The organism is Micromonospora sp. NPDC005087 (assembly GCF_042872965.1).
Lineage (GTDB): Bacteria > Actinomycetota > Actinomycetes > Mycobacteriales > Micromonosporaceae > Micromonospora.
The window spans coordinates 563,628-590,065 of sequence record NZ_JBIALB010000002.1; the positions used below are offsets into that span (position 1 = coordinate 563,628).

A 26,438-nucleotide genomic window follows, 5' to 3' on the forward strand; every position below is an offset into this window, starting at 1 on the left:
GTCCGCGTGTCGCGGCATCCCTGCCTTCGGCGTGCTCGAAAACAACCGTCTGCCAGCCGTGGACCCGGTCCCGGCCCCAGCGCGACAGAAGGAGAACCATGTCCCGCACCGCTGCTCCGGCCGGCCTGTGCCGTGCCGACGTCGAGGAGGCCGCCCACTGGCTCTCCGGTCGGGTGGTCCGTACCCCCGTGCTGCGGTCCCCGGTGATCGACGGGCTGGCCGGGGCCCGGATCCTGCTCAAGGCGGTGAACCTCCAGGACGGCGGCTCGTACAAGATGCGCGGGGCGCTGCGGTCGGTCGGCCGCCTCGCCACGGCCGGGCACGACGGGGTGATCGCGCAGAGCACCGGCAACCACGCGGTGGCCGTGGCGTTGGCGGCCCGGCAGCACGGGCTCGCGGCCACCGTGGTGCTACCGGTCGACGCGGCGTCGACCAAGGTCGAGCGGGCCCGGGCGGCGGGGGCGCGGGTGGTGTTCGCCGGCACCAGCGTCGACGAGCGGGTGGCGACGGCCCGGCGGCTCAGCGAGGAGACCGGTCACCCCGTCATCGACGCGTACGACCACCCGGACGTGATCGCGGGGCAGGGCAGCGCCAGCCTCGAGCTGATCGAGGAGGCCGAGCGCGCCGGCAGCCCGCTGGACGCGTTGGTGGTCCCGGTCGGCGGCGGCGGCGGGGTGGCGGGCGCCTGCCTGGCCGCCGCCGGCACCGCCATCGAGGTGTACGGCGTGGAGCCGGTGGGCTGCGACTCGTTGGCCCGCAGCCTCGCGGCCGGCGAGCGGGTTCCGGTCGCCCCGGCGCCCACGATCGCCGACGGGCTGCGGCCGTCCTGCGTGGGTGAACTGCCGTTCGCCATCCTGCGGACCGCCCTGCGCGGGGTCGTCCGGGTCGACGACGACGAGATCGCGGCGGCGTTCCGGCTGCTCCTGATGGAGCTGAAGGTGCTGGTCGAGCCGTCCGGAGCGGCCGGTCTGGCCGGTGCGCTCCGGCTAGCCGCCGAGGCCGGTGTGCCGTGGCAACGAACGGTCGGCGTGGTGCTGACCGGCGGAAATGTGGAGGCGGCGCTGGTGGCCCGGCTGACGGTCCAGCGGCTCGCCGAGTTGACGACTGTGGAAGGAGCGGCGGCATGAGCGCGCCAACTCGGATCGGAATCCTGTTCGGCGGCCCGTCGGCGGAGCACGAGGTCTCCTGCGCCTCCGCGCTCGGCGTGGCCCGGGCGCTGGCCGGCGGCGGGTACCGCACGGTCGCCATCGGCGTCACCCGCACCGGTGCGTTCCGGCTGATGCCGGACGCGCTGCTGGCCGAGCTGCGCGACCGGCCCGCCGCCGAGCGGGCGATCGACGACCGGCTGACGGTGACCGGGCCGGCGGTCGAGCTGCGCTCCGGCCCGCGCGCGGGCACCGTGCAGGTGTCCGCGGTGAACGCCCCCGGCGCGGTGCACGCGGAGCTGGACGTGGTCTTCCCCGTGCTGCACGGCCCGTTCGGTGAGGACGGGGTGGTGCAGGGGCTGCTGGAGTCGCTGGACGTGCCGTACGTCGGGTGCGGCATCCTGGCCTCCGCGGTGGGCATGAACAAGGTGGCGATGAAACGGGCGCTGCGCGCCGACGGCATCCCGACCACCCCGCACGTCGCGTTCGACGCGCACACCTACCGCGCGACCGACGACCCGGAGAAGTTGGTGCTCGGCCTGCGCCGGCCGCTGTTCGTCAAGCCCGCCAGCATGGGCTCCTCGATCGGGATATCCCGGGTGGACGAGGGCGACGACCTGGCCGCCGCGGTCGAGGAGGCGCTCCGGCATGACCAGCTCGTCATCGTCGAGCAGGGGGTCACCGGCCGGGAGTTGGAGTGCGCGGTGCTCGGCGGCTGGCGCCCGGAGGCGTCGGCCGTCGGGGAGGTGCGCGTCGCCGGCGGCTGGTTCGACTACCAACAGAAGTACTTCGGCGACGCCGACCCCATGATCGTCCCGGCGGTGCTGCCCGAGGAGGTGACCGAGCGGGTTCGCGAGCTGTCGCTGCGCGCGTTCGCCGCGATCGGCGGCTGGGGGCTGGCCCGGGTCGACTTCCTGTACGACGAGACGACCGGTGAGCTGTACGTCAACGAGCTGAACACGATGCCCGGCTTCACCGCGCACTCCATGTACCCGAAGGTGTGGGCGGCGGCCGGCGTCGGCTACCGGGAGGTGGTGGACCGGCTGGTCGAGCTGGCCCGTACCCGGCACGCGAGCCGACCCGTGACCGCCACCAGGAGCGGCCGATGATCCTGCTCTCCGATCCCCGGGTGGCGGCGGTGCCCAGCGCCGACGACGGCGACCCGCTGGTGGACCTGCGCGAGCTGCCGGAGCAGCGACTGGACCGGCGTGCGGCCGACCCGTCCGGCGCGTACGCCCGGCTGCGCGCCGGCGTCGCGGACCGGCTCCTGGCCGCGCAGCGTGCGCTGCCCGCCGGGGTGCGGCTGCTGGTCATCGAGGGGTACCGGCCGTACCAGGCCCAGTTGGTCATCTTCACCGGCTACCGGGAAGAGCTGCGCCGGCGGCACCCGGACTGGTCCCCGGAGCGGCTGCACCGGGAGACCACCAAGTTCGTCTCGCCGGTCGAGGTGGCCCCGCACAGCACCGGCGGGGCCGTGGATCTGACCCTGTGCACCGACGACGGCGTGGAGTTGGATCTCGGCACGGCCGTCGACGCCACGCCGGAGGACAGCGCGAACGCCTGCTTCACCGACGCCCCCACCATCGACGGGGCCGCCCGGCGGCACCGGCAGATCATGGTGGACGCGCTCGGTGGCGCCGGGCTGGTGAACTACCCGACCGAGTGGTGGCACTGGTCGTACGGGGACCGCTACTGGGCCGTGACCACCGGGGCGCCGCGCACCCGGTACGGACCGGTGGATCTGGCCGCCGCGGCGATCGGTGCCCGTGTCGGCTGAACGGTAGGGCGCTCCCGTCCGTACCAGGCGGTAAGAAACCACCGAGGACGGGAGTGACGGCGATGAGGGTGCAGCGCAAGCACGTGCTGGCGGCGACCGTGGCGGTGCTCGCCGCGGCGGGCGTGGCGGTGGGGACCGGTTTCGGGTTCGCCGGCACCGCACCGGCACGGCAGTCCGTCTGCACGGGCTCGGTCACCTTCTCGGCAGAGGGCGGGGCGCCGGCGGCGACCAGCGACCGGTTCCCGGTGGGTACGCGGCTGCGGGTGACCAACCTGGACAACAACCGGGCGGCCACGGTGACGGTGACCGGCCCGTCGGGCAGTTGTGTGCTGCTCAACGCCGCCGCGATGGAGCTGGTCCGTGAGCCGGGGAAGAACGTGATCCGCCGCAACGTGGTGGAACGGCTGGACGGCGAAGCCGCGCCGCCGGCAGCCGGCACGGTCCGGCCCGGGTCCGCGTCTCCCGGCGCTCCGGGCCCGGCACCCCGCTCGGCCTGCTCGGGCTCGGTCACCTTCTTCGCCGAGGGCGGGACGCCGGCGGCGACCAGCGGGCAGTTCCCGGTGGGTACGCGGCTGCGGGTGACCAACCTGGACAACAACAAGGTCACCACGGTGACAGTGACTGGCCCGTCGGGCAGTTGTGTGCTGCTCAACACCGCGGCGATGGACCAGATCCGTGAGCCGGGCAAGAACGTGGTCCGCCGCAACACCGTCGAGGTGCTCCGCTGACGATCGGCCGTCAGAAGCTGACACTGCCGTTAGGAAGGGCCCCTTCTTATGCACCAGGCGTTAAGAAGGGGCCCTTCCTTCGGGTCAGGCGAAGGTGGCGTCGAGGATGTCGGCGCCCCGGGTCAGGTGGGCGTCGGAGATCACCAGCGGGGGCAGGAAGCGCAGCACGTTGCCGTACGTGCCGCAGGTCAGGGTGAGCAGGCCGGCGGCGTGGCAGGCGGCCGAGATCGCCGCCGTGGCCGACGGGTCGGGGATGAGCGTGCCCGGCTGCACCAGCTCCACGGCGAGCATCGCGCCCCGACCGCGTACCTCGGCGATCCGGGGGTCCCGCTCGGCGATGGCCCGTAGCCGGGGCGCCAGCACCGCCTCGATCCGACGGGCCGCGCCGGCCAGATCCAGCTCGTGCATGGTCTCGATGGTCGCCAGCGCGGCGGCGCAGGCGAGCGGGTTGCCGCCGTACGTGCCGCCGAGCCCGCCGACGTGCACCGCGTCCATCAGCTCGGCCCGGCCGGTCACCGCCGCCAGCGGCAGGCCACCGGCGATGCCCTTGGCCAGGGTGACCAGGTCGGGTTCGACACCCTCGTGCTGGCAGGCGAACCAGTCGCCGGTACGGCAGAAGCCGGTCTGGATCTCGTCGGCGACGAAGACCACCCCGGCCGCCCTCGCCCAGCCGCTCAGTGCCGGCAGGAAACCCGGCGCGGGCACCACGAAGCCGCCCTCGCCCTGGATCGGCTCGATCAGCAGCGCGGCGACGTTCTCCGCGCCGACCTGCTTCTCGATCATCTCGATCGCCCGCGCCGCCGCGTCCGCGCCGGACAGCCCGCCGTCGCGCAGCGGGTACGACATCGGCACCCGGTAGATCTCACCGGCGAACGGCCCGAACCGGTGCTTGTACGGCATGTTCTTCGCGGTCAACGCCATCGTCAGGTTGGTCCGGCCGTGGTACGCGTGGTCGAAGACCACGACCGCCGGTCGCCCGGTGGCGTGCCGGGCGATCTTCACGGCGTTCTCCACCGCCTCGGCGCCCGAGTTGAACAGGGCCGAGCGCTTCTCGAACCCGCCCGGCGTCAGCGCGTTGAGCTGCTCGCACACCGCCACGTACGACTCGTACGGTGCGACCATGAAGCAGGTGTGGGTGAACCGCTCGACCTGCGCCCGTACCGCCTCGACGACCTTCGGCGCGGAGTTACCGACGCTGGTCACCGCGATGCCAGCGGCGAAGTCGATCCACTCCCGGCCGTCGACGTCGGTGAGCGTTCCGCCCGACGCACGGTCGACATAGGACGGGATCACGCTGCCGACACCTCGGGCGACCGCCGCCCCGCGCCGCTTGTGCAGATCCTCCGACGATGCCATCTGGATCAGCTCTCGATGTTGTGCATGACGTGCTTGATCCGGGTGTAGTCCTCCAGGCTGTAGACCGACAGGTCCTTGCCGTGCCCGGAGTGCTTGAAGCCGCCGTGCGGCATCTCGGAGACGAACGGGATGTGCGTGTTCACCCAGACGCAGCCGAAGTCCAACCGCCGGGTCATCCGCATCGCCCGGCCGTGGTCCCTCGTCCAGACCGACGCCGAGAGGCCGTAGTCGACGCCGTTGGCCCAGCGCACCGCCTCGTCCTCGTCGGAGAACCGCTGCACGGTGATCACCGGCCCGAACACCTCGTCCTGGATGATCTCGTCGGCCTGGCGCAGCCCGGAGACCACGGTCGGCGCGTAGAAGTAGCCGCGCTCGCCCTGCCGGGAACCGCCGGTCTGGATCGCCGCGTGGTCCGGCAGCCGGTCGACGAAACCGCTGACCCGGGCGAGCTGGTTGGCGTTGTTCAGCGGGCCGTAGAGCACGTCGGCGTCGTCCGGTGCGCCGGTCCTGGTGGTGCGGGCCTGCTCAGCGAGCGCCGCCACGAAGTCGTCGTGGATGCCCGGCCCGGCCAGCACCCGGGTGGCCGCCGTGCAGTCCTGCCCGGCGTTAAAGTAGCCGCCCAGCGCGATGGCCTCGGCAGCCGCCGCCACGTCCGCGTCGTCGAAGATCACCACCGGCGCCTTGCCGCCCAGTTCCAGGTGGGTCCGCTTCAGGTCGGGGGCCGCCGCGGCGGCGACCTCCATGCCCGCGCGGGTCGAGCCGGTGATCGACACCAGCTGCGGGGTCGGGTGCGAGACGAGGGTACGGCCGGTGTCCCGGTCGCCGCAGACCACGTTGAACACCCCCGGTGGAAAGAACTCCGCGGCGATCTCGGCGAGCAGCAGCGTCGACACCGGCGTGGTGTCCGACGGCTTGAGCACCACCGTGTTGCCGGCGGCGAGCGCCGGGGCGATCTTCCAGACCGCCATCATCAGCGGGTAGTTCCACGGGGTGACCTGGGCGCAGACGCCGATCGGCTCACGCCGCACGTACGAGGTGTGCCCAGCCAGGTACTCCCCGGCGGACCGCCCCTCCAGCAGACGGGCGGCGCCGGCGAAGAAGCGGAACTGGTCCACCGCCGGCGGTAGCTCCTCCTCGGCGGTGAGCTGGCGCGGCTTGCCGGTGTTGCGGACCTCGGCGTCGACCAGTTCCGCCGCCCTGGCCTCCACGGCGTCGGCGAGCTTGAGCATCGCCCGCTGCCGCTCGGCCGGGGTGACGTCCCGCCAGCTCTCGAAGGCGGTCGCGGCGGCGGTCATCGCCGCGTCCACGTCCGCCGCGCCGGAGACCGGGGCCTGGGCGAACACCTCACCCGTGCAGGGGTCGATCAGGTCGGCGTAGCCACCGTCGGCTGGTTCGACGTAGGAGCCGTTGACGAAGTTGCGCAGCTGCTGCTGGTCACTCATCTAGTTGTGCGGCGTGGAAACCCGGCCGTGCAGGGCCGGGAGGAAACGCCGCTCCCTCCTCTCGGAAATGGCGTCACATGGACTGCTGGTAAGATGTGAAGCATGGGTGAGGTTGTGAAGCGGGCATATAAATTCCGCTTCTATCCGACGCCCGAACAGGCTGCGGCGCTCAACCGCACCTTCGGATGCGTGCGCAAGGTGTACAACCTCGCCCTCGACGCGCGCACCCGTGCGTGGGCCGTCGACCGGCAGCGCAGCACCTACGTGCAGTCGTCGGCTTGGCTCACCGAATGGAAACGCACCGAAGAACTGGCCTACCTCAACGAGGTCAGCTCGGTGCCGTTGCAGCAAGCCCTGCGGCACCTGCAAGCCGGCTTCGCCGCGTTCTGGAACAAGCGCGCCAGGTACCCGCGGTTCAAGTCCAAGCGCAAGTCCCGGGCATCGGCGGAGTACACCCGCTCGGCCTTCCGCTGGCGCTACGGCCAACTCACCCTCGCCAAGATGGACACGCCGCTGACCATCGTGTGGTCCCGGCCCCTGCCCGACGGTGCCGAGCCGTCTACGGTCACGGTGTCCCGTGACCCGGCCGGCCGTTGGTTCGTGTCCATGCTGGTCGAAGACCCGACGGTCGCCGCTCTGCCGCCTATCGACACGACGGTCGGGGTGGACGCCGGCATCACCAACCTGCTGACCCTCTCCACCGGGGAGAAGATCACCAACCCCCGGCATGAGCGCGCCGACCGGCGCAGGCTGGGCAAAGCGCAACGCGACCTGTCCCGCAAAGCCAAGGACTCCGCCAACCGGGCCAAAGCCCGCCTCGCGGTGGTCCGGATCCATGCCCGCATCGCCGACCGGCGGCGCGACAACCTGCACAAGCTGTCGACTCGACTCGTCCGCGAGAACCAAACGGTCGTGATCGAAGACCTCAACGTGCGCAACATGCTGCGCAACCACAGTCTCGCCCGGGCTATCGCGGGCGCAGCCTGGTCGGACCTGCGCGGCATGTTGGAGTACAAGGCCGCCTGGTACGGGCGGACCGTGATCGCCATCGACCGCTGGCACCCGAGCACGAAGACCTGCTCGGCGTGCGGGCGAATCAACACCGCGATGACCCTCGGCGTCCGCGCCTGGACGTGCCCCGGCTGCCATGCGGCGCACGACCGGGGCGTCAACGCCGCCAGAAACATCCTCGCCGCCGGGCTGGCGGAGAGCTAAAACGCCTGTGGAGCTGACGTAAGGCCTCACGGGAGTTCTCCCTTCGGGCAGTCGGCGGTGAAACAGGAACCCTCGCTGGTGACGGCGAGGAACTCCGGCCCTTACGGGCCAGGAGGATGTCAAGACTGGATCTCTCCGAGGTCGGTCGGTCTGAGGTCTGCGGCGGTTATCGCAATCTGTCTGCCATCTTGGCCACTGAATTCGCGGTAGACAAGGGCTGCGGCGACTGTTTCCGTCGGCCGCTCTCTCGTCTACGCTGCTCGGCGTGGAGCCCGCACCCTTCTTCGTCGCCTCCCGCCCCGCCCACGGCGAGGGCGAGCTGACCGTCCACCACCCATACGACGGTCGCCCGGTGGGGCGTACCACCCTCGCCACGGCCGACCAGGTCGAGGCCGCCGTCGCCGCCGCGGCCGGGGTGGCCGCGCAGGCCGCGGCTCTGCCCGCGCACGCCCGCGCGGCGGCCCTGGATCACGTCTCCCGGCGGCTCGCCGAACGCGCCGACCCGGTCGCCGCCCTGATCACCGCCGAGAACGGCAAACCGCTGAAATGGGCCCGCGCCGAGGTCGGACGGGCCGTCTCCACCTTCCGGTGGGCCGCCGAGGAGGCCCGCAGGTTCTCCGGGGAGCTGCAAAGACTCGACACCGACCCGGCCGCCAGCGGGCGGATCGCGCTGGTGCGGAGGGTGCCGAGAGGGCCGGTGCTGGGCATCGCGCCGTTCAACTTCCCGCTCAACCTGGTCGCGCACAAGGTGGCACCGGCTATCGCGGTCGGCGCGCCGATCATCGTCAAACCGGCCCCGGCGACGCCGCTGTCCGCGCTGCTGCTCGGCGAACTGCTGGCCGAGACCGAGTTGCCGGCCGGCATGTTCTCGGTCCTGCCACTGCCGAACTCCCGCGCCGCCGAGCTGGTCACCGACCCCCGACTGCCGGTCGTGTCGTTCACCGGGTCCGGGCCGGTCGGCGCGGCCATCCGTCGGCAGGCGCCGGACAAGCACGTGACGCTGGAGCTGGGCGGCAACGCCGCCGCGGTGATCTGCGCGGACTGGACGGCCGACGAGGACCTGGCCTTCGCCGCGCAGCGGATCGCCACCTTCGCCAACTACCAGGCCGGACAGTCGTGCATCGCCGTCCAACGGGTGTACGTGCACCACAACCTGTTCGCCGACTTCCTGCCGCGCCTGGTGGCGGCGGTGCGCGCGCTGCGCACCGGCGACCCGGCCTCCGAGCTGACGGACGTGGGCCCGATGGTGTCCGAGGACGCGGCCCGCCGGGTCGAGACGTGGGTGGCCGAGGCGATGGCGGCCGGCGCCACCGTCGAGGTGGGCGGCGAGCGCGACGGCGCGACGTACCCCCCGACCGTCCTCACCGGCGTCCCGGCGGACGCCAAGGTCGTCGCCGAGGAGGTGTTCGGCCCGGTGCTCGTGGTCGCCCCGGTCGCCGACGACCAGGCCGCGTTCACCGCGGTCAACGATTCGGCGTACGGGTTGCAGGCGGGCGTATTCACCCGGCGCCTGGACGTGGCCTTCTCCGCCGCGCGGTCGCTGAAGGTGGGCGGGGTGATCGTCGGAGACGTGCCGTCGTACCGGGCGGACCAGATGCCGTACGGCGGGGTCAAGGGCAGCGGCGTCGGCCGGGAGGGGCTGCGCAGCGCGATGGACGACTACACCGAGCCGCGGGTCATGGTGCTGACCGGACTCGCGCTCTAGCCCACCTGCCAGGTGCCGTCGTCACGGACCCGGGCGGGGGCACGGCCGAGCAGCAGGGTGGTCAGCGCGGCGTCGATGGTGTCGCAGAACCACTCGCCGGCCTGGTCCAGTGCGAAGACCCGGCCGCGCTCGTCCACCGCCAGAATGCTGTCCTGCTGCTCGGTGCCGATCGGAAAGAGCCGTACGCCGAGCACCGCCCCGAAGTCGGCGAGCGTGTCGGCGGTGTGCGCGATGGTGTGCGGGCGGATGTCGAAGCGGGAGATCCACACCTGCTCGCCCGGGCCACGCCGGGCGCCGACCAACGATCTCGTCGACAAGCTGTTGTTCGTAGGCGGTGATGAGATTGACCAGCTGACCAGGGATGAGTTCATTCAGCAGACCGAGTACGAGCGCGGTTATTGCCTCCGCGGCGAAGGGCCGATCCACGCACTGTACGAGACGGTGCGGGCGATCAACGACGCGCAGGCACGCGAGCGGCGGTACCCAACGCAGGAGGAGATCGCTCTGGTGACCGGCATCCGGCGGCGCACGTTCGTGATGTTCGAGGAGCAGCTCCGAGCTGCCGGTGACCCGGGCGCGGACCCCGAGCTGGCGGCGAGTTAGGCAGAACCCATTGCGGCTTCCGTCGCGGATCGACGAGGGTCGCCGTATGGTTGATTCCCTCGCCGACCCCGGCCCCGAAGCGAATACCTCCGGCAGTGAGCCGGGCAGAACCTTCGAATGGTTGGCCAGGTTCGTCCACCCGGACGACGACACGCGCTCCGGCAGCGACATCGTCGACGAGCGGACCGTCTTCATCGAGTTTCTGCGCAACCAGCGTCTGACCTTCCAATTGAAGTGCGACGGTCTGGACGCCGACCAGTTGGCCCGGCGGTCGGTTCCGCCGTCGACGATGTCGCTGCTCGGTCTGATCCGGCACCTGGCCGAGGTGGAGCGCGGTTGGTTCCGGCGGACGATGGCGGGTCAGGACGCGCCCAAGCTCTACTGCTCGGACGACGATCCCGACGGCGACTTCGACGGTGCGGTGGCCGATTCGGAGGTGGTCGCGGAGGCGTGGCGTGCCTGGCGGGCGGAGGTGGACTTCGCCGAGCGGTTCGTCGAGGCGTCCGATCTCGGGGTGCAGGGGCGGCAGCGCAAGGGCAACACCATCGTGCTGCGTGAGCTGTTGGTGCACATGATCGAGGAGTACGCGCGGCACAACGGCCACGCCGACCTGTTTCGCGAGCGGATCGATGGCCGGGTCGGTCAGTGAGCGTCAGCGGAGTCCGGCTCGGCGTGGGTGTCGCGGCGGCGGCACGGCCGGTGCGCGCGGCACGCCGCCCGGGAACGGCGGAATAACATCCAGGGATGGCAGCAGAACCGGGGACGGAGAAGAAGAGTCAGTCCAATGCCTGGGCCTGGCCGGTGGGTATCCTGCTCGGTCTGGCCATCGGCATCCCCTTGTTCGGTTCGACGGGCGGCGTCGCCTTCGGTGTCGCCATCGGCATCGCCTTCGCGATCGCTTTCGGTGCGACCAGGAAACCGGCCGAGAGTCGCACCGGCGGTGACTCGGACGGGGACGCCGGCACTACCGGGAGCGGCCCGACTCGGGGCGGGCCGGAGGGCAGCGCCACTGGGGACGATGCCGGCGGCTCGCGCCAAGGATGAACGACTCCGGATCAGGGATATCGCGGCATCGAGGGCAGCGGGACAACCCGATGTCGCCGAAACCGAGTGGATCATGGCAGGAAGCCGGGCAGGAAGCCGGGCAGGAAGCCGGGCAGGAAGCCGGGCAGGAGGCGGGGCCGCGCAGTGTGGCGGAGGCGGTGGCCGTACAGGAGGAGTTGCGGCCGCTGGTCGACCTGGTCGGGCCGGGGCCGGCCGCGCCGGCCACGGTGGCTGGCCTGGACGTCGCGTACGCGAAGAGCGGTGACCTGCTCGCGGCGGCCGTGACCGTGCTGGACGCCCGGACGTTGGCCGTGGTGGACTCCGCGGTCAGCGTGGGCCGGCCCGCGTTCGGCTACGTCCCGGGGCTGTTCGCCTTCCGTGAGCTGCCCGCGTTGCTCGCCGCGCTGGACCGGCTGACCACCCTCCCGACCCTGCTGGTCTGCGACGGGCACGGGCTGGCCCATCCGCGCCGGTTCGGGCTCGCCTGTCATCTCGGGGTGGTCACCGGGTTGCCCGCGATCGGGGTCGGGAAGACGCCATTGGTCGGCGAGTGGGTTCCGCCGCCCGCCGAGCGGGGTGCCTGGTCGCCACTGCGCGACGGGGGCGACGTCGTCGGTCGGGTGCTGCGGACCCAGGCCGGGGTGAAGCCCGTCTTCGTCAGCGTCGGGCACCGGATGAGCCTGGCCAACGCCACCGCGCAGGTGCTCGCGCTGGCCCCGCGCTACCGGTTGCCGGAGACCACCCGTACCGCCGACCGGCTCTGCCGGGACGCCCTCGCGGCGGCGGTCTGACCGGTCGGAGACCGACGGCATGAGGCACCCGCCGCAGGTCGGCGGGTTGGGGTCGGAAACCGTAACGCCGCACACATGCGGGCCGCTCTATGACCGGTGGTGGGGGTGGCCCGGTAGTAGCCTGACCCGCGGGCCCCACCCGGGGAGGAACGGTGAGGTGATCATGACGGTTCGTCGGCGCGCGGCGCGTCTCGCGACGGTCTGCGGTCTGGTGGGCGGCTTGGTGATGCTCGGTGCGTCCCCCGCGCTGGCCGACGACGACTCGGTCCGCGTGGGTGCGCCCGGCAGCTTCGCCGCCGGCGGCTCCCCCCAGGGGGTGAACGTCGCGGTGCGCAAGCGCTCGGACGGGTGCGTCCTGCTGCGTACCGCCTTGGGCCTGCGTCTTTCGGGCCTCCAGCCGGATCAGGTGTCGGTGCAGGTCAACGCGGGCGGGCGCTGGTTCCCGGTGGCTGTCTCCGGCGGCGGCGGCAGCGTGGCGACCGCGCAGACCTCGCCGGCGAAGCCGACCCTCTGCAAGGGCAAGGGCATCACCGTGCGGTACCGGGTGGCGTTCGCCGCCGGTGCGCCGGCCGGCCGGCTCGCGGTGACTGGCGTGGCGCTCAGCGCGGCGGGCCAGGAGTTGGGTCGGGGTTCCGACTCGTCGAAGCTGACCAGCCGGGCATCGGCGTCGCCGACCCCGTCGAAGAAGCCGTCGCCCACCCCGAGCGCGACCATCGAGGCCGCCCCGACCGACGACGCGGTGAACCAGGCCGTGCTGGGTGGCGTGTCCGGCGCACCCGACACCACGGCGACCGCGGCCGAATCATCCGGCGGCTCGCCGGTGATGTTCTTCGGTATCGCGATGGTGGCGGTCGGCCTGCTGCTCATCGTGCTGCTGTTCCGTCGCTCGCGTCAGGACCGGAAGCCGGCCGACGAGCTGTCCGGACCGCTGCCGGGCAACCCCGGTGGCACCACCTACCGCTCCGGGAGTGGGTCGCCGGCCGCGCCCGGCCAGCCCGGCCAGGTGTACGGCCAGCAGCCGCCGCCCGGCGGCTACGGCGCGGTGCCGGCTCCCCGGCCCGCAACCGGCGGGGTCTACGGCGCCCCACCGGCCGGGCCCCCGTCGCCGCCCGACGCGACGCAGGCCATGCCGGACGCTCCGGATGCCCGGCCCGGCCCCGACGAGCCACCCGCCGCCGCTGGCGGCGACCACACCGTCTTCATGCCTCGGCTGCCCGGCTGAGCGGGGCCGGACCCGGACCCTCCGATACGCTCAGGTCCGGTGGAACCTGCGGCCAAGGAGCGGAACCCGTGTCTGATCTGTCCCAGATCGTGAAGGCGTACGACGTCCGAGGGACGGTGCCGGACCAGTGGGACGAGCGGGTCGCCGAAGCCCTCGGAGCCGCGTTCACCCAACTGCTCAACAGCACCGACGAGCCGGGCGACGCGGTCGTCATCGGGTACGACATGCGAGCCACCTCGCCGGGGCTGGCCGCGGCCTTCGCGGCCGGCGTCCGCGCCGAGGGGCGCTCGGTGATCGAGATCGGGCTGGCCTCCACCGACCTGCTCTACTTCGCGTCCGGCTCACTCGATCTGCCGGGTGCGATGTTCACCGCCAGTCACAATCCCGCGCAGTACAACGGAATCAAGATGTGCCGCTCGGGTGCCCGCCCGATCGGCCAGGACAGCGGTCTGACGGAGATCCGTGAGCGGGCCCAGGCCCTGCTGGACTCGGGCGAGGCCCGCCCGGCCGGCGACCCGGTCCGGCCGGCCGAGCGGCGCGACCTGCTGCCCGACTATGCCGCCTACCTGCGCAAGCTGGTCGACCTCTCCGGTATCCGGCCACTGAAGGTGGTGGTCGACGCCGGCAACGGGATGGGCGGCTTCACCGTCCCCACCGTGCTCGGCGACGCCGCCCTGTCGGCCCTGCCGCTGGAGATCGTGCCGCTCTACTTCGAGCTGGACGGCACCTTCCCCAACCACGAGGCCAACCCGCTGGACCCGGCGAACCTGGTCGACCTCCAGCGCGCCGTGGTCAAGCACGGAGCCGAGATCGGGCTCGCCTTCGACGGCGACGCCGACCGCTGCTTCGTGGTGGACGAGCGTGGTGAGCCGGTTTCACCGTCGGCGATCACGGCCATGGTCGCCGCTCGGGAGCTGGCCAAGCACCCGGGTTCCACCGTGATCCACGGGCTGATCACCTCCAGCGCGGTGCCGGAGATCATTCGTGAGCACGGTGGGGAGCCGGTGGTCGCCCGGGTCGGGCACTCCTTCATCAAGGCGGAGATGGCCCGCACCAACGCCGTCTTCGGCGGCGAGCACTCGGCGCACTACTACTTCCGGGACTTCTGGTTCGCCGACACCGGGATGCTCGCCGCGATGCACACGTTGGCCGCGCTCGGCGAGCAGTCGCTGCCGCTGTCCGTGCTGGCCGGCGAGTACGAGCGCTACATCGCCTCCGGTGAAATCAACTCGACGGTCGTCGACCAGGCGGCGGCGGTGGCCGAGGTGCGCGCCGCGTACCCCGAGGCGGTGGCCGACGAGATGGACGGGCTCACGCTGCGTTTTCCGGACGGCGCCTGGTTCAACCTGCGAGCCTCCAACACGGAGCCGCTGCTGCGGCTCAACGTCGAGGCGCCCACCCGCGAGCGGATGGTCTCGCTCCGGGACGAGGTGCTGGGCCGGGTTCGCCGATAAGATCGCCTGCGCCGGTCGGCACCGCCGCCGGTAAAGCCGCACACGTGGAAGGAGCCGTGCCATGGCCCTGGACCCGCAGTTGCTCGAGATTCTCGCCTGTCCGGACACGCACCACGCCCCGCTCACCTACGACGCCGACGCGCAGACGCTGACCTGCACGGAGTGCGGCCGGATCTTCGAGGTCCGCGACGACGTGCCGGTGCTGCTGCTCGACGAGGCGCGCGGCGGCCCCGGACAGCCGTCATGATCGACGGTAGGGCCGGGGTCAGCGGACGCCGCGACGCCGACGAGGCCCTGCTCGACAGCCCGGAGGCGTTGGCCGAGCACGACCCGGGCGGCATGCTCCGGCACACCGCCTCGGCCGGCGCGCAGGTCCGCGAGACGGCCGCGCTGGCCGCCGAGGCGAACCTGGCGGTGCTCGCCGACGACGGGCGGCCCCGGGCCGTGGTCATCGCCGGCATCGGCACCGCCGGGCGTACCGGAGACGTGCTGGCCACGGTCGCCGGGCCGCGCTGCCCGGTGCCGGTCATCGCGCACCGCAGCGCTGGTGTTCCCGGTTGGGTCGGTGCGGCCGACGTGGTCATCGCGGTGAGCGCGTCCGGTCGTAGCCCGGAGGCGCTCGGCGCCGCCGAGGCGGCGCACCGGCGTGGCGCCCGGCTGGTCGCGGTGGGCGCCCCCGACTCGCAGTTGCAGTCGGTCGCCGAGCGGGCCCGCGCGCCGTTCATCCCGGTGCCCCGGCGTGCTCCGGCCCGGGCCAGCCTCTGGGCGCTCACCGTGCCGGTTCTGCTCGCCGCCCGTTCCCTGGGGCTGGTGAAGGTCAACGAGGCGGACCTGGCGGAGACCGCGGCCCGGCTCGACGCGGACGCCGACCGCTGCCGCTCCACCGCGGAGTCCTTCGTCAACCCGGCGAAGTCGCTGGCCCTGGGCCTGGCCGGCTCGGTCCCGATCGTCTGGGGCTCGTCGCCGCTGGCCACCGTGGCGGCCCGCCGGTTCGGTGACACCCTGTCGGCGAACGCCCGCTACCCGGTGGTCACCGGGGCGCTCGGCGAGGCCGGCCGGGGCCGGGTCGGGTTGCTGGACGGCGTCTTCGGTGGCCTGGCCGAGGGGGAGCGGGACATCTTCGCCGATCCGGCGGAGGACGACGGCGAGGGCACCCGGCTGCGGCTGGTGCTGCTGCGCGACGGCGGGCTCAACGCCGAGGACGACACGGACGAGCCGCTGGCGGTCGAGGAGCGCCGCGCGGACGCGGTGCAGACCCTCGCCGAACGCCGCGGTGTGCGCTGCGACGTGGTGACCGCTGAGGGTGGGTCCGCGCTGGAGCGGCTGGCCTCGCTGATCGCCGTACCGGATTTCGCCTCGATCTACCTTGCCCTCGCCCACGGGCTGGACCCGATGGCGGTACCGGCCATCACCGAGATGAAGGAGCTGTCGAACCAGTGAACGGACGTAGGGGACGGCTCGCCATGCGCGCAGCGGGCAGCGCAGTGCGGCAGAGCGGAGCGACGGCGTGAGCGCCAACGGCGGGACGAAGGCGATCGTCGCCGCCCTGCTGGCCAACGTCGGCATCGCCGTCACCAAGTTCATCGCGTTCCTGCTCTCCGGCTCGTCGTCGATGTTGGCCGAGGCGGTCCACTCGGTCGCCGACTCCGGCAACCAGGGCCTGCTGCTGCTCGGTGGCAAGCGCGCCAGGCGGGAGGCGACCCCGCAGCACCCGTTCGGGTACGGCCGGGAGCGCTACATCTACGCGTTCATCGTGTCCATCGTGCTGTTCAGCATCGGTGGCTTGTTCGCCCTGTACGAGGCGTACCACAAGTGGGACGACCCGCACGGCATCACCGAGTGGCAGTGGTTGCCGGTGGCCGTGCTGGTGGCCGCGATCATCATGGAGTCGTTCTCCTTCCGGACCGCCATCAAGGAGTCCAACCACATTCGGGGCAACCAGTCCTGGGTGCGTTTCATCCGCCGGGCCAAGGCGCCTGAGCTGCCGGTGGTGCTGCTGGAGGACTTCGGCGCGCTGGTCGGTCTGGTGTTCGCGCTGTTCGGCGTCGGCATGACGCTGATCACCGGCAACGGCCGGTGGGACGCCGCCGGCACCGCGATGATCGGCATCCTCCTGGTCACCATCGCCATCGTGCTGGCCATCGAGACCAAGAGCCTGCTGCTCGGTGAGGGCGCCGAGTCCACCGACCTGGCCGCCATCGAGCGCGCGGTCACCGACGGCCCCGAGGTGGAGCGGATCATCCACATGAAGACGCTCTACCTGGGCCCGGAGGAGCTGATGGTGGCCGCGAAGATCGGGGTGCCGGCCTGCGAGAGCGCCCAGGATCTGGCCCGGGGCATCAACGCCGTGGAGGCGCGGATCCGCGCCGCGGTGCCGATCGCCCGGGTGATCTACCTGGAGCCGGACATCTTCAGCGCCGCCGCTGCCGAAGCCGGCACCGGTGCCGCCGCCGACACCGCCGTACCGCAGCCCCAGGATGCGTCCGGCGAGGCGGCCGGGCGGCCCGGGGGCTGACGGGTGGAGCTGCTGTACGGCCCGATCCGGGACTACGCCTGGGGGTCCCGCTCAGCGATCGCCCTGCTGCAGGGGCGGCCGGTGCCCAGTGCCGGCCCGGAGGCGGAGCTGTGGCTGGGCGCCCACCCGGGCGCCCCGGCCAGCGTGGAGCGGGCCGGCCTCCGGGTCAGTCTCTGCGACCTGGTCCGCGACGAGCCGGGGCAGTGGCTCGGCCAGCGGGTGTCCGAGCGCTTCGGCACCCGGCTGCCGTTCCTGCTCAAGGTGCTCGCCGCCGACGCTCCGCTGAGCCTGCAGGCCCACCCGGACGCCGAACAGGCCCGCGCGGGCTACGCGGCGGACGCGGGGCGCCCGCCGGGGGAGCGCAACTACTCCGACCCGCACCACAAGCCGGAGTTGCTGGTGGCGCTCACCCCGTTCGAGGCGCTGTGCGGTTTCCGGGATCCGACGGTGTCGGCCGAGGCGCTCGCCGCGTTCGGCGTGCCGGCGTTGGCTCCGGTGGTCGCGGCGTTGCGGACGGGGCCGGTGGGGCTGCGCGCGGCGGTGCAGACGCTGCTCGCCTGGCCGGTCGCGGAGCGCGACGAGTTGCTGGGCTCGGTGCTGGCGGCGTCGGCCGACGGCCCGGACGCGGAGCTGGCCCACCGGCTGGCGGCGGCCTACCCGGGGGACCCGGGTGTGCTGGTCGCGCTGCTGCTGCACCATTTGCGCCTGACGCCGGGGGAGGCGATCTGGATGCCCGCGGGCAATCTGCACGCCTACCTGAGCGGCTGCGGGGTGGAGATCATGGCGGCCAGCGACAACGTGCTGCGCGGCGGGCTGACCCCGAAGCGGGTCGACGTGGACGAGCTGCTGCGGGTGCTGCGCTTCGAGGTGCTCGAGGATCCGGTACGGGCCGCTCAGCCGGTCGGGCCGGGGGTGGAGTGCTGGCCGGTGCCGGTGGACGACTTCGCGCTGCACCGGGTGCGGGTCGGGACGGCCGTTCCCTCGGTGACGTTGCCGCTCCCCGGTCCCCGGGTGGTGCTCTGCGGCGCCGGCTCGGTCACCGTGGACGACGGGGCGGGGGCGTTGACGCTCGCGTCCGGCCAGGCCGCGATCGGTACCGCGGCCGGCGAGCCGCTGCGGGTCAGCGGTGATGGTGAGGCGTACGTGGCAACTGCCGGACTGGGCTGACAGACGCGGCGCCACGCCGCAAGTCCGACTTTCCCGGAATGGCTTGACGCTTCCTTGGCTGAGTGTGACTCTATGAGTACGCAGCGTTATCGCGACGACGGTCCGACAACGTGCGGGGAACCAAACCGGGGGGATGCACGGGGCGGCGGGAGTGGACGGTGTTTCCGTCCACCACCGACCGCCCCGTGCGCTGTCCGTCGACCGTCCCCCGGGCGCCCGTCGCCGGCGCGCGTAAGGTGGAGGGTCGGCGCAGACATCGTTCGACAGGAGCTTTCATGACCAGCACCCTCCCGGCGTCCGCCAGCGGTACGCCGTCCGAGGCCCGGCCGAGCACGCTCGCCGAGGGCGACTTCAAGGTGGCGGATCTGTCGCTCGCCGAGTTCGGGCGCAAGGAGATCCAGCTCGCCGAGCACGAGATGCCCGGCCTGATGTCGATCCGCCGGGAGTTCGCCGAGGCACAGCCGCTCGCCGGCGCGCGGATCACCGGCTCGCTGCACATGACCATCCAGACCGCCGTCCTGATCGAGACGCTGGTCGCGCTCGGCGCGCAGGTGCGCTGGGCGTCCTGCAACATCTTCTCCACGCAGGACCACGCCGCCGCCGCGATCGTCGTCGGCCAGAACGGCACCCCCGACGCCCCCGCCGGCGTCCCGGTCTACGCCTGGAAGGGCGAGACGCTGCCGGAATACTGGTGGTGCACCGAGCAGGTGCTCGCCTGGCCGGACGGGCAGGGCCCGAACATGATCCTCGACGACGGCGGCGACGCCACCCTGCTGGTGCACAAGGGCGCCGAGTTCGAGAAGGCCGGAGTGGTCCCGCCGGTCGAGTCCGCGGACTCGGAGGAGTACGCGGTCATCCTCGAGCTGCTGCACCGCTCGATCGCCGAGGACAACCAGCACTGGACCCGGATCGCCTCGGGCATCAAGGGCGTCACCGAGGAGACCACGACCGGTGTGCACCGGCTCTACGAGATGCACCGCGCCGGAACGCTGCTCTTCCCGGCGATCAACGTCAACGACTCGGTGACCAAGAGCAAGTTCGACAACAAGTACGGATGCCGGCACTCGCTGATCGACGGCATCAACCGGGCCACCGACGTGCTGATCGGCGGCAAGATGGCCGTCGTGATGGGCTACGGCGATGTCGGCAAGGGCTGCGCCGAGTCGCTGCGCGGCCAGGGCGCCCGGGTCGTGGTGACCGAGGTCGACCCGATCTGCGCGCTCCAGGCGGCGATGGACGGCTACCAGGTGGCCACCCTGGACGACGTGGTCGAGCAGGCGGACATCTTCATCACCGCCACCGGCTGCTTCAACGTCATCACCAACGAGCACATGGCCCGGATGAAGCACCAGGCCATCGTCGGCAACATCGGCCACTTCGACAACGAGATCGACATGGCCGGCCTGGCCAAGCGCTCCGACGTCGAGCGGGTCAACATCAAGCCGCAGGTCGACCTGTGGCGCTTCGCCGACGGGCACGCCATCATCGTGCTCTCCGAGGGCCGCCTGCTGAACCTGGGCAACGCCACCGGGCACCCGAGCTTCGTGATGTCGAACTCGTTCGCCAACCAGACGATCGCCCAGATCGAACTCTTCACCAAGACCGAGGAGTACCCGATCGGCGTCTACGTGCTGCCCAAGCACCTGGACGAGAAGGTCGCCCGGCTGCACCTGGGCGCGCTCGGCGCCAAGTTGAGCACGCTGACCAAGGAGCAGGCCTCCTACCTCGGCATCTCCACCGAGGGGCCGTTCAAGCCGGACCACTACCGCTACTGATCGACGCTCCCGTACCGGGTCGGCTGTTCGCAGCCGGCCCGGTTCGTCGTCTCCGTGCCGGCTCGGGTCGGCCCGGCGGGTGTGTCAGCGCGAGCGGGGGCCGCGGCGGGCGGGGCGGAACCAGGTCCAGACGCACCATGCGAGCCAGCCGAGTGACACGACGGTGGCCAGTGGCCGCAGGCGCAGCGCGCTGAGCAGCAGCACCACGGCCAGCACCGTCAACCACGGCAGTAATCCCTTCACGGCGGGGATCCTTCCACAGCGGGACCGCGGGTGGCTGAACGTCGACCGGCGGGCGGCCGGTGAGCAGGTCAAGAACGACTTGACGAGGCTTCTGAACTGGAGGAAGGTATGGCTGCCCTAAGTTAGCTGAGGCGTACCTAATGATTTCGGAGCCCCGATGTTCGCCACCTACCTGATCGGCCTGCGGGAAGGCCTGGAAGCGACCCTGGTGGTCAGCATCCTGGTCGCCTTCCTGGTGAAGTCGCAGCGCCGGGACCGGTTGCCGCAGGTCTGGGCGGGCGTCGCCCTGGCCGTGGCGCTGTCGGTGCTCTTCGGCTGGCTGATCGAGTACACCTCGAGTTCGCTGCTGGCCCGCTCCGAGGATCGCGAGCTGTTCGAGGCGATCACCTCCGTCGCCGCAGTGGTCTTCGTCACCTGGATGATCTTCTGGATGCGGCGGGCCGCCCGCACCATCGCCGGCGAGCTGCGCGGCAAGCTCACCGAGGCGTTGGCCGTCGGGTCCCTGGCGGTCGCAGGGATGGCCTTCCTCGCGGTGATCCGGGAGGGGCTGGAGACGGCACTGATCTTCTACTCCGCAGCCCAGGGCGCGGCCGGCGACAGCGGCCCGCTGCTCGCGCTGATCGGTGGCATCGCCACGGCCGTGGCGCTCGGCGTGCTGCTCTACGCCAGCGCCCTGCGCATCAACCTCAGCAAGTTCTTCACCTGGACCGGGGCGCTGCTGATCCTGGTCGCCGCCGGCATCCTGAAGTACGGCGTGCACGACTTCCAGGAGGCCGGGGTCCTGCCCGGCCTGAACGACCTGGCCTTCGACATCACCACCGCGCTCGACCCCAGCACCTGGTACGCCGCGCTGCTCGCCGGAATGTTCAACGTGACCCCCGCGCCCACCGTGCTGGAGACGATCGCCTGGATCGGGTACGCCGTACCGGTCCTCCTGCTCTTCCTGCGCCCGGCCCGTCGTACGCCGGCACCGGTCGCGGCGCCGGCCGACCCCGAGGCCGAGAACGCGCCGACGACCGGCGCGAGCGACACCGCGACGACCACCACCACCGTCACCGAGCGCGGGGCCGACACCGGCACCGAGGCCGAGGCGGCGTCCACGCCGCAGCGTGCCTGACCCACGAGGAGAGACAGCTCAGATGCGTACCGCCCGATTCTTCGCGCTGGCCGCTGCCGGCGTGCTGGCGACGACCGGTGTCGCCGCCTGCTCCGACTCCGAGAAGGGTGACGCGGCCGGGTCCGGCGGCCCGATCGTGGTCAAGGCCACCGACACCGCCTGCGAGGTCGGCACCACCGACCTCGGCGCCGGAACCGCCACTTTCAAGATCACCAACTCCGGTGCGAAGGTGACCGAGTTCTACGTGTACGCCTCCGGCGACCGGGTGATGGGCGAGGTCGAGAACATCGCCCCCGGGCTGAGCCGCGAGCTGCACGTGGAGCTGCCGGCCGGCACGTACGAGACGGCCTGCAAGCCCGGGATGAGCGGCAAGGGCATCCGCGGTGCGCTTAAGGTCAGCGGGTCCGCCGAGCCGCTGACCGCCGACGCCGCGCTGGCCGGCGCGACCGACAACTACCAGCGCTACGTCAAGAGCCAGACCGCCGCGCTGCTGGACAAGACCGAGGAGTTCGTCGCCGCGGTCAAGGCCGGCGACGTGGCGAAGTCCAAGGCGCTCTTCCCGGTGGCCCGCACCTACTGGGAGCGGATCGAGCCGGTGGCCGAGATCTTCGGCGACCTCGACCCCAAGATCGACGGCCGCGAGGAGGTCATCGAGGAGGGGATGGAGTTCACCGGCTTCCACCGGATCGAGAAGGACCTCTGGCAGTCCGGCGACATCAGCAAGGACGGCCCGATCGCCGACCGGCTGCTGGTCGACGTCAAGGAGATCGTGGCCAAGGCCAACGCGGAGAAGCTCTCCCCGCTCCAGCTCGCCAACGGGGCCAAAGAACTGCTCGACGAGGTCGCCAGCGGCAAGATCACCGGCGAGGAGGACCGCTACTCGCACACCGACCTGTGGGACTTCGCGGCCAACCTGGAGGGCTCCAAGGCTGCCGTGTCCGCCCTCCGCCCGGCGCTGGAGCAGCGCTCGCCGGAACTGGTCAAGCAGCTGGACACCGAGTTCACCAACGTCGAGGCGCTGCTCGGCAAGCACCGCGACGGCGACGGGTGGAAGCTGCACACCGCGTTGAGCAAGGCCGAGCTCAAGGAGCTCTCCGACGGCATCAACGCCCTCGCCGAGCCGATCAGCAAAGTCGCCGCAGTCGTCGCCCGGTGACCGGGCGTCAGGGAGGGTCGAGTCGATGAGCGGGAGCAGGTTGACCCGGCGGCGAGCGATCACGCTCGCCGGTGCGGGGGTGGCCGGAGTCGCCGGGGTGGCGGCCGGCGCGGGCGCGCTGATCAGCGGCTCCCGTGACCCGGCCGCGGCCAGCGACCACCCGGCGGGAGCCGTGCCGTTCCACAGCGAGCACCAGGCCGGCATCGTCACCCCGGCCCAGGACCGGCTGCACTTCGTCGCCTTCGACGTGATCACCAAGGATCGCGCCCGGCTGGTCGAGCTGCTCCAGGAGTGGACGGCCGCCGCCGCGCGGATGACCGCCGGGCGTGACGCCGGGGTGCTCGGTGCGGTGGGTGGGATGCCGGAGGCCCCGCCGGACGACACCGGCGAAGCGCTCGGCCTGCCCCCCTCGCAGCTCACCCTGACCATCGGCTTCGGGCCGACCCTGTTCCGCGACGCCGACGGCCGGGACCGGTTCGGCATCGCCGACCGACGCCCGGCCGCGCTGGCCGAGCTGCCGAAGTTCCCCGGCGACGCGTTGCAGCCGCAGCTCTCCGGGGGCGACCTCTGCGTCCAGGCCTGCGCGAACGATCCGCAGGTGGCGGTGCACGCGATCCGCAACCTGGCCCGGCTCGGCATGGGGGTGGTGAGCGTCCGCTGGTCGCAGCTCGGCTTCGGCCGTACCTCGTCGACCTCGCGGGACCAGGCCACCGCGCGCAACCTGTTCGGCTTCAAGGACGGCACGGCCAACCTCAAGGCCGAGGAGACCGACCTGCTGCGCGACCAGCTGTGGGTGCAGCCGGGCGACGGGCCGGACTGGATGACCGGCGGCTCGTACCTGGTCACCCGCAAGATCCGGATGCTGGTCGAGACGTGGGACCGGACCTCGCTGGCCGAGCAGGAGGAGATCGTCGGCCGGACGAAGGGCAGCGGCGCCCCGCTCGGCCGCACCGACGAGTTCGACGAGCCGGATTTCGCGGCCCGCGGCGCCGACGGGCAGCCGGTGATCGCCGAGCACGCCCACGTCACGCTGGCCCACCCCAGCCGGAACAACGGCGCTCATCTGCTGCGCCGCGGCTACAACTTCGTCGACGGCTCGGACGGCCTCGGCCGGCTCGACGCGGGTCTGTTCTTCATCGCCTACCAGCGGGATCCGCGCCGGCAGTTCGTGCCGATCCAGACCCAGTTGGCGCGGCACGACGTGATGAACGAATACCTCCGGCACGTCTCCAGCGGCCTGTTCGCCTGCCCGCCCGGGGTGCGCGACGGCGGCGACCACTGGGGTCGGGCACTCTTCGGCTGACGGTCGTCCGGATCGTGACAGGGCGACCGGCCGAAGCGGCGGTGGCGCCGGGCGGCACCGAAGGGGGATCATGGGTAACCCGGCGGGGATCCGTCCGTGCCGGGCCCCGCACCACGTGGCGCCGCCGCGGTTCGCGGTGACACGCTTGCCGGCGGCGCTATCCGTTACCGGCTGACGCCGGTCCCACCGAACTGAACGGGGATGCAATATTAATCCCATGAGAGCCCGGGTACTGGTGGTCGACGACGACCCCGCGCTCGCCGAAATGCTCGGCATCGTGCTGCGTAGCGAGGGCTTCCTGCCCTCGTTCGTGGCCGACGGCGAGCGGGCGTTGGCGGCGTTCCGCGACAGTCGTCCCGATATCGTCCTGCTTGACCTGATGCTGCCTGGGATGAGCGGCATCGACGTGGCACGGTCCATCCGAGCGGAGTCCGGCGTGCCGATCGTCATGCTGACCGCCAAGAGCGACACCGTCGACGTGGTGCTCGGCCTGGAGTCCGGCGCCGACGACTACGTGGTCAAGCCGTTCAAGCCCAAGGAGCTGGTCGCCCGGATGCGGGCCCGGCTGCGCCGGGGCGAGGACGTGGCACCGGAGATGCTGACCATCGGGCCGCCTGGCAACCAGATCACCATCGACGTGCCGGCGCACACGGTGAGCCGCAACGGCGAGGAGGTGAAGCTGACTCCGCTGGAGTTCGACCTGCTGGTCGCGCTCGCCCGCAAGCCGCGTCAGGTCTTCACCCGCGAGGTGCTGCTGGAGCAGGTCTGGGGCTACCGGCACGCAGCCGACACCCGGCTGGTCAACGTGCACGTGCAGCGGCTGCGCGCCAAGATCGAGCCGGACCCGGAGCGGCCGGAAATCATCCTCACCGTGCGGGGCGTGGGCTATAAGGCGGGGACCGGATAACCTGGTCACACTGTGTCAACCTCCCCGCCCCCGCCCCCTCAGACGACGGCTGCCCGCCGGCCGTCCGCCGCCTGGGAGCTCTGGCGTGCGCTGAGCGGGCGGGCCGCCCGGATGGTGGCGCGGGTGCACCAGACCTGGCGCCGCTCGCTCCAGGTGCGGGTGGTGACCATCACGCTGGTCGCCTCCAGCCTGCTGGTCGGGGGTTTCGCGTACCTGATCGCTGACAAGATCACCACCATCCTGCTCGACAGCGCCCGCACCGACGTCCAGCAGCGCGTGAACAGCGGCGCCGGCTACGCGGCCAAGCAGGTCTCCCTGTACGGCCAGCCGCAGGAGGCGCAGCTCCAGGAGACCATCGAGGACACCGTCAACTACCTGGCCGGCGGCGACCCCGAGCAGATCAGTGGTGTGGTGGTGGCGATCACCGCCGACGGCTATCCCAACGTCATCCAGACCCGCACCGCGCCTGCGGCGAACGTCCAGCCGTTGATCAGCCAGGAGCTACGGGCCGCGGTCGCCAGCGGCAAGGTGGCCAGTCAGATCCGCACCGGCCGGCTGACCGGAGAGCCCACCAAATATCTGGTCTACGGCTCGCCGGTGCCCACCCGGTTCGGCCAGATCGAGCTCTACTACCTCGTGCCGTTGACCCGGCAGGACGGCACCGCCGCCGATGCCCGAGCCACCGTGGTGGCCACCGGGGTCGCCCTGGTGATCCTGCTCGGGCTGCTCGCGGCCCTGGTCACCCGGCTGGTGGTCAATCCGGTCCGGGTCGCCGCGCGGACGGCCCAGCGGCTCTCCGCCGGCCTGCTCGACCAGCGGATGGTGGTCAACGGCGAGGACGACCTCGCTCTGCTCGCCGCGTCGTTCAACCAGATGGCGACCAACCTGCAACGGCAGATCCTCCGCCTGGAGGAGATGTCCCGGTTGCAGCGCCGGTTCACGTCCGACGTCTCGCACGAGCTGCGTACCCCGTTGACCACGGTCCGGATGGCCGCCGACCTGATCTTCGCCGAGCGCGACGAGTTCGACCCGGCGGTGGCCCGCAGCGCCGAGCTGCTCCAGGCCGAGCTGGACCGGTTCGAGGAGCTGCTCACCGACCTGCTGGAGATCAGCCGGTTCGACGCGGGCTTCGCCATGCTGGACGCCGAGCCGACCGACCTGGTGCCGGTGGTGCACCGGGTGGTCGACCGGCTCGCCGGCCTGGCCGAGCGCGTGGGCGTCCCGATCGAGTTGGACCTGCCGGGCACGCCGGTGATCGCCGAGGTCGACCCGCGCCGGGTCGAGCGGGTGCTGCGCAACCTGGTCGGCAACGCCGTCGAGCACGGTGAGGCACGTCCGGTGCTGATCACTCTCGGCATCGACGAGACCGCCGTGGCGATCACCGTTCGGGATCGTGGCGTGGGGCTCAAGGTGGGCGAGGAGAAGTTGGTGTTCAACCGGTTCTGGCGGGCGGACCCGTCCCGGGCGCGGCAGACCGGTGGCACCGGTCTGGGCCTGTCCATCAGCCTCGAGGACGCCCGGCTGCACGGCGGTTGGCTGGAGGCGTGGGGTGCGCCCGGGCAGGGCGCGCAGTTCCGGCTCACCCTGCCGGCCCGCGCGGGTGACCGGCTGACCACCTCGCCGCTGCGGCTGGTGCCCGCCGACGCCGCGCTGCCGTTCGGCGGTCCCCGGGACGGCGGCCCCCTGGCCATCGGGCCCGGCGCCGGCGGCACGCTGGCGATCGACCCGGCGCCGGCCGAGGACGGACACCGTGCGGAGGTGCGATCGTGAGGC

26 protein-coding genes are annotated in these 26,438 nt (G+C 72.0%); 22 read left to right on the plus strand and 4 right to left on the minus strand.

The window, feature by feature from the left end:
- Window positions 1–98 precede the first annotated feature (98 nt).
- From ACFYPS_RS07695 to ACFYPS_RS07710, 4 genes are all read left to right on the plus strand, one after another.
- The gene (locus ACFYPS_RS07695; RefSeq protein ID WP_387323388.1) at window positions 99–1,127 is read left to right on the plus strand and encodes a threonine/serine dehydratase; all 1,029 of its coding nucleotides are present in this window, start codon (window positions 99–101) and stop codon (window positions 1,125–1,127) included.
- Window positions 1,124–2,254: a D-alanine--D-alanine ligase family protein gene (locus tag ACFYPS_RS07700; RefSeq protein ID WP_387323391.1), complete on the plus strand. Its 1,131-nt coding sequence runs from the start codon at window positions 1,124–1,126 to the stop codon at window positions 2,252–2,254. The genes ACFYPS_RS07695 and ACFYPS_RS07700 overlap by 4 nt, the downstream gene beginning before the upstream one ends.
- Window positions 2,251–2,922 (plus strand): M15 family metallopeptidase, encoded by a 672-nt coding sequence (locus ACFYPS_RS07705; RefSeq protein WP_387323394.1) that lies wholly within the window; start codon window positions 2,251–2,253, stop codon window positions 2,920–2,922. Before ACFYPS_RS07700 ends, ACFYPS_RS07705 begins: the two co-directional genes overlap by 4 nt.
- Window positions 2,923–2,984: 62 nt before the next feature.
- On the plus strand, window positions 2,985–3,650 hold the full coding sequence (locus ACFYPS_RS07710; protein ID WP_354962774.1) for a hypothetical protein: 666 nt from the start codon (window positions 2,985–2,987) through the stop codon (window positions 3,648–3,650).
- An 84-nt stretch (window positions 3,651–3,734) separates the two neighbouring features.
- On the opposite strand, the gene gabT is transcribed toward ACFYPS_RS07710, so the two are convergent.
- Both gabT and ACFYPS_RS07720 read right to left on the minus strand, forming a co-directional pair.
- Window positions 3,735–5,006, minus strand: coding sequence for a 4-aminobutyrate--2-oxoglutarate transaminase (gene gabT, locus ACFYPS_RS07715; RefSeq protein WP_387323397.1), 1,272 nt, complete (start codon window positions 5,004–5,006; stop codon window positions 3,735–3,737).
- 5 nt (window positions 5,007–5,011) lie between these two features.
- Window positions 5,012–6,448: a gamma-aminobutyraldehyde dehydrogenase gene (locus tag ACFYPS_RS07720; protein WP_387323399.1), complete on the minus strand. Its 1,437-nt coding sequence runs from the start codon at window positions 6,446–6,448 to the stop codon at window positions 5,012–5,014.
- Window positions 6,449–6,550: 102 nt separating this feature from the next.
- Here ACFYPS_RS07720 and ACFYPS_RS07725 point away from each other — a divergent pair, with 102 nt between their 5' ends.
- Window positions 6,551–7,663, plus strand: coding sequence for an RNA-guided endonuclease InsQ/TnpB family protein (locus ACFYPS_RS07725; protein WP_387323402.1), 1,113 nt, complete (start codon window positions 6,551–6,553; stop codon window positions 7,661–7,663).
- A 265-nt stretch (window positions 7,664–7,928) separates the two neighbouring features.
- Window positions 7,929–9,368: an aldehyde dehydrogenase family protein gene (locus ACFYPS_RS07730; RefSeq protein ID WP_387323406.1), complete on the plus strand. Its 1,440-nt coding sequence runs from the start codon at window positions 7,929–7,931 to the stop codon at window positions 9,366–9,368.
- On the opposite strand, the gene ACFYPS_RS07735 is transcribed toward ACFYPS_RS07730, so the two are convergent.
- Window positions 9,365–9,637 carry an SUKH-3 domain-containing protein gene (locus ACFYPS_RS07735; RefSeq protein WP_387323409.1) on the minus strand — a complete coding sequence of 91 codons (273 nt, stop codon included), beginning with the start codon at window positions 9,635–9,637 and terminating at the stop codon, window positions 9,365–9,367. The two genes, ACFYPS_RS07730 and ACFYPS_RS07735, sit on opposite strands and share 4 nt — an antisense overlap.
- On the opposite strand from ACFYPS_RS07735, the gene ACFYPS_RS07740 reads away from it, so the two are divergent.
- From ACFYPS_RS07740 to ahcY, 11 genes are all read left to right on the plus strand, one after another.
- Complete coding sequence (locus ACFYPS_RS07740; protein WP_387323412.1) at window positions 9,615–9,971, plus strand: hypothetical protein; 357 nt, start codon at window positions 9,615–9,617, stop codon at window positions 9,969–9,971. The two genes, ACFYPS_RS07735 and ACFYPS_RS07740, sit on opposite strands and share 23 nt — an antisense overlap.
- Window positions 9,972–10,017: 46 nt before the next feature.
- Entirely contained in the window at window positions 10,018–10,620 is a 603-nt protein-coding gene (locus tag ACFYPS_RS07745) for a DinB family protein (protein ID WP_387323415.1), read from the plus strand.
- A gap of 95 nt (window positions 10,621–10,715) precedes the next feature.
- Complete coding sequence (locus tag ACFYPS_RS07750; protein WP_354962781.1) at window positions 10,716–11,015, plus strand: hypothetical protein; 300 nt, start codon at window positions 10,716–10,718, stop codon at window positions 11,013–11,015.
- A gap of 50 nt (window positions 11,016–11,065) precedes the next feature.
- Window positions 11,066–11,806 carry an endonuclease V gene (locus ACFYPS_RS07755; RefSeq protein ID WP_387323419.1) on the plus strand — a complete coding sequence of 247 codons (741 nt, stop codon included), beginning with the start codon at window positions 11,066–11,068 and terminating at the stop codon, window positions 11,804–11,806.
- Window positions 11,807–11,969: 163 nt separating this feature from the next.
- Window positions 11,970–13,028 (plus strand): hypothetical protein, encoded by a 1,059-nt coding sequence (locus ACFYPS_RS07760; RefSeq protein WP_387323422.1) that lies wholly within the window; start codon window positions 11,970–11,972, stop codon window positions 13,026–13,028.
- A 68-nt stretch (window positions 13,029–13,096) separates the two neighbouring features.
- The gene (locus ACFYPS_RS07765; RefSeq protein ID WP_354962784.1) at window positions 13,097–14,482 is read left to right on the plus strand and encodes a phosphomannomutase/phosphoglucomutase; all 1,386 of its coding nucleotides are present in this window, start codon (window positions 13,097–13,099) and stop codon (window positions 14,480–14,482) included.
- A gap of 61 nt (window positions 14,483–14,543) precedes the next feature.
- Window positions 14,544–14,729: a Trm112 family protein gene (locus tag ACFYPS_RS07770; RefSeq protein WP_210793188.1), complete on the plus strand. Its 186-nt coding sequence runs from the start codon at window positions 14,544–14,546 to the stop codon at window positions 14,727–14,729.
- Window positions 14,726–15,922, plus strand: coding sequence for an SIS domain-containing protein (locus ACFYPS_RS07775; RefSeq protein WP_387323427.1), 1,197 nt, complete (start codon window positions 14,726–14,728; stop codon window positions 15,920–15,922). Before ACFYPS_RS07770 ends, ACFYPS_RS07775 begins: the two co-directional genes overlap by 4 nt.
- A 67-nt stretch (window positions 15,923–15,989) precedes the next feature.
- Entirely contained in the window at window positions 15,990–16,997 is a 1,008-nt protein-coding gene (locus ACFYPS_RS07780; RefSeq protein WP_387323430.1) for a cation diffusion facilitator family transporter, read from the plus strand.
- Window positions 16,998–17,000: 3 nt separating this feature from the next.
- Window positions 17,001–18,164 (plus strand): mannose-6-phosphate isomerase, class I, encoded by a 1,164-nt coding sequence (gene manA, locus ACFYPS_RS07785; RefSeq protein WP_387323433.1) that lies wholly within the window; start codon window positions 17,001–17,003, stop codon window positions 18,162–18,164.
- 275 nt (window positions 18,165–18,439) lie between these two features.
- Entirely contained in the window at window positions 18,440–19,939 is a 1,500-nt protein-coding gene (ahcY, locus tag ACFYPS_RS07790; RefSeq protein ID WP_387323436.1) for an adenosylhomocysteinase, read from the plus strand.
- Window positions 19,940–20,023: 84 nt separating this feature from the next.
- On the opposite strand, the gene ACFYPS_RS07795 is transcribed toward ahcY, so the two are convergent.
- Complete coding sequence (locus tag ACFYPS_RS07795) at window positions 20,024–20,182, minus strand: hypothetical protein (protein WP_354962789.1); 159 nt, start codon at window positions 20,180–20,182, stop codon at window positions 20,024–20,026.
- A gap of 157 nt (window positions 20,183–20,339) precedes the next feature.
- Here ACFYPS_RS07795 and efeU point away from each other — a divergent pair, with 157 nt between their 5' ends.
- From efeU to mtrB, 5 genes are all read left to right on the plus strand, one after another.
- Complete coding sequence (gene efeU, locus ACFYPS_RS07800; RefSeq protein ID WP_387323439.1) at window positions 20,340–21,299, plus strand: iron uptake transporter permease EfeU; 960 nt, start codon at window positions 20,340–20,342, stop codon at window positions 21,297–21,299.
- A gap of 22 nt (window positions 21,300–21,321) precedes the next feature.
- Window positions 21,322–22,455: an iron uptake system protein EfeO gene (gene efeO / locus ACFYPS_RS07805; RefSeq protein WP_387323442.1), complete on the plus strand. Its 1,134-nt coding sequence runs from the start codon at window positions 21,322–21,324 to the stop codon at window positions 22,453–22,455.
- Between the two features lie 25 nt (window positions 22,456–22,480).
- Window positions 22,481–23,758: an iron uptake transporter deferrochelatase/peroxidase subunit gene (gene efeB / locus ACFYPS_RS07810; protein ID WP_387323445.1), complete on the plus strand. Its 1,278-nt coding sequence runs from the start codon at window positions 22,481–22,483 to the stop codon at window positions 23,756–23,758.
- A 217-nt stretch (window positions 23,759–23,975) separates the two neighbouring features.
- The gene (gene mtrA / locus ACFYPS_RS07815; protein WP_109818783.1) at window positions 23,976–24,665 is read left to right on the plus strand and encodes an MtrAB system response regulator MtrA; all 690 of its coding nucleotides are present in this window, start codon (window positions 23,976–23,978) and stop codon (window positions 24,663–24,665) included.
- Window positions 24,666–24,776: 111 nt separating this feature from the next.
- Window positions 24,777–26,435, plus strand: a complete 1,659-nt coding sequence (gene mtrB / locus ACFYPS_RS07820; RefSeq protein ID WP_387323614.1) for an MtrAB system histidine kinase MtrB — start codon at window positions 24,777–24,779, stop codon at window positions 26,433–26,435.
- Window positions 26,436–26,438 lie beyond the last annotated feature (3 nt).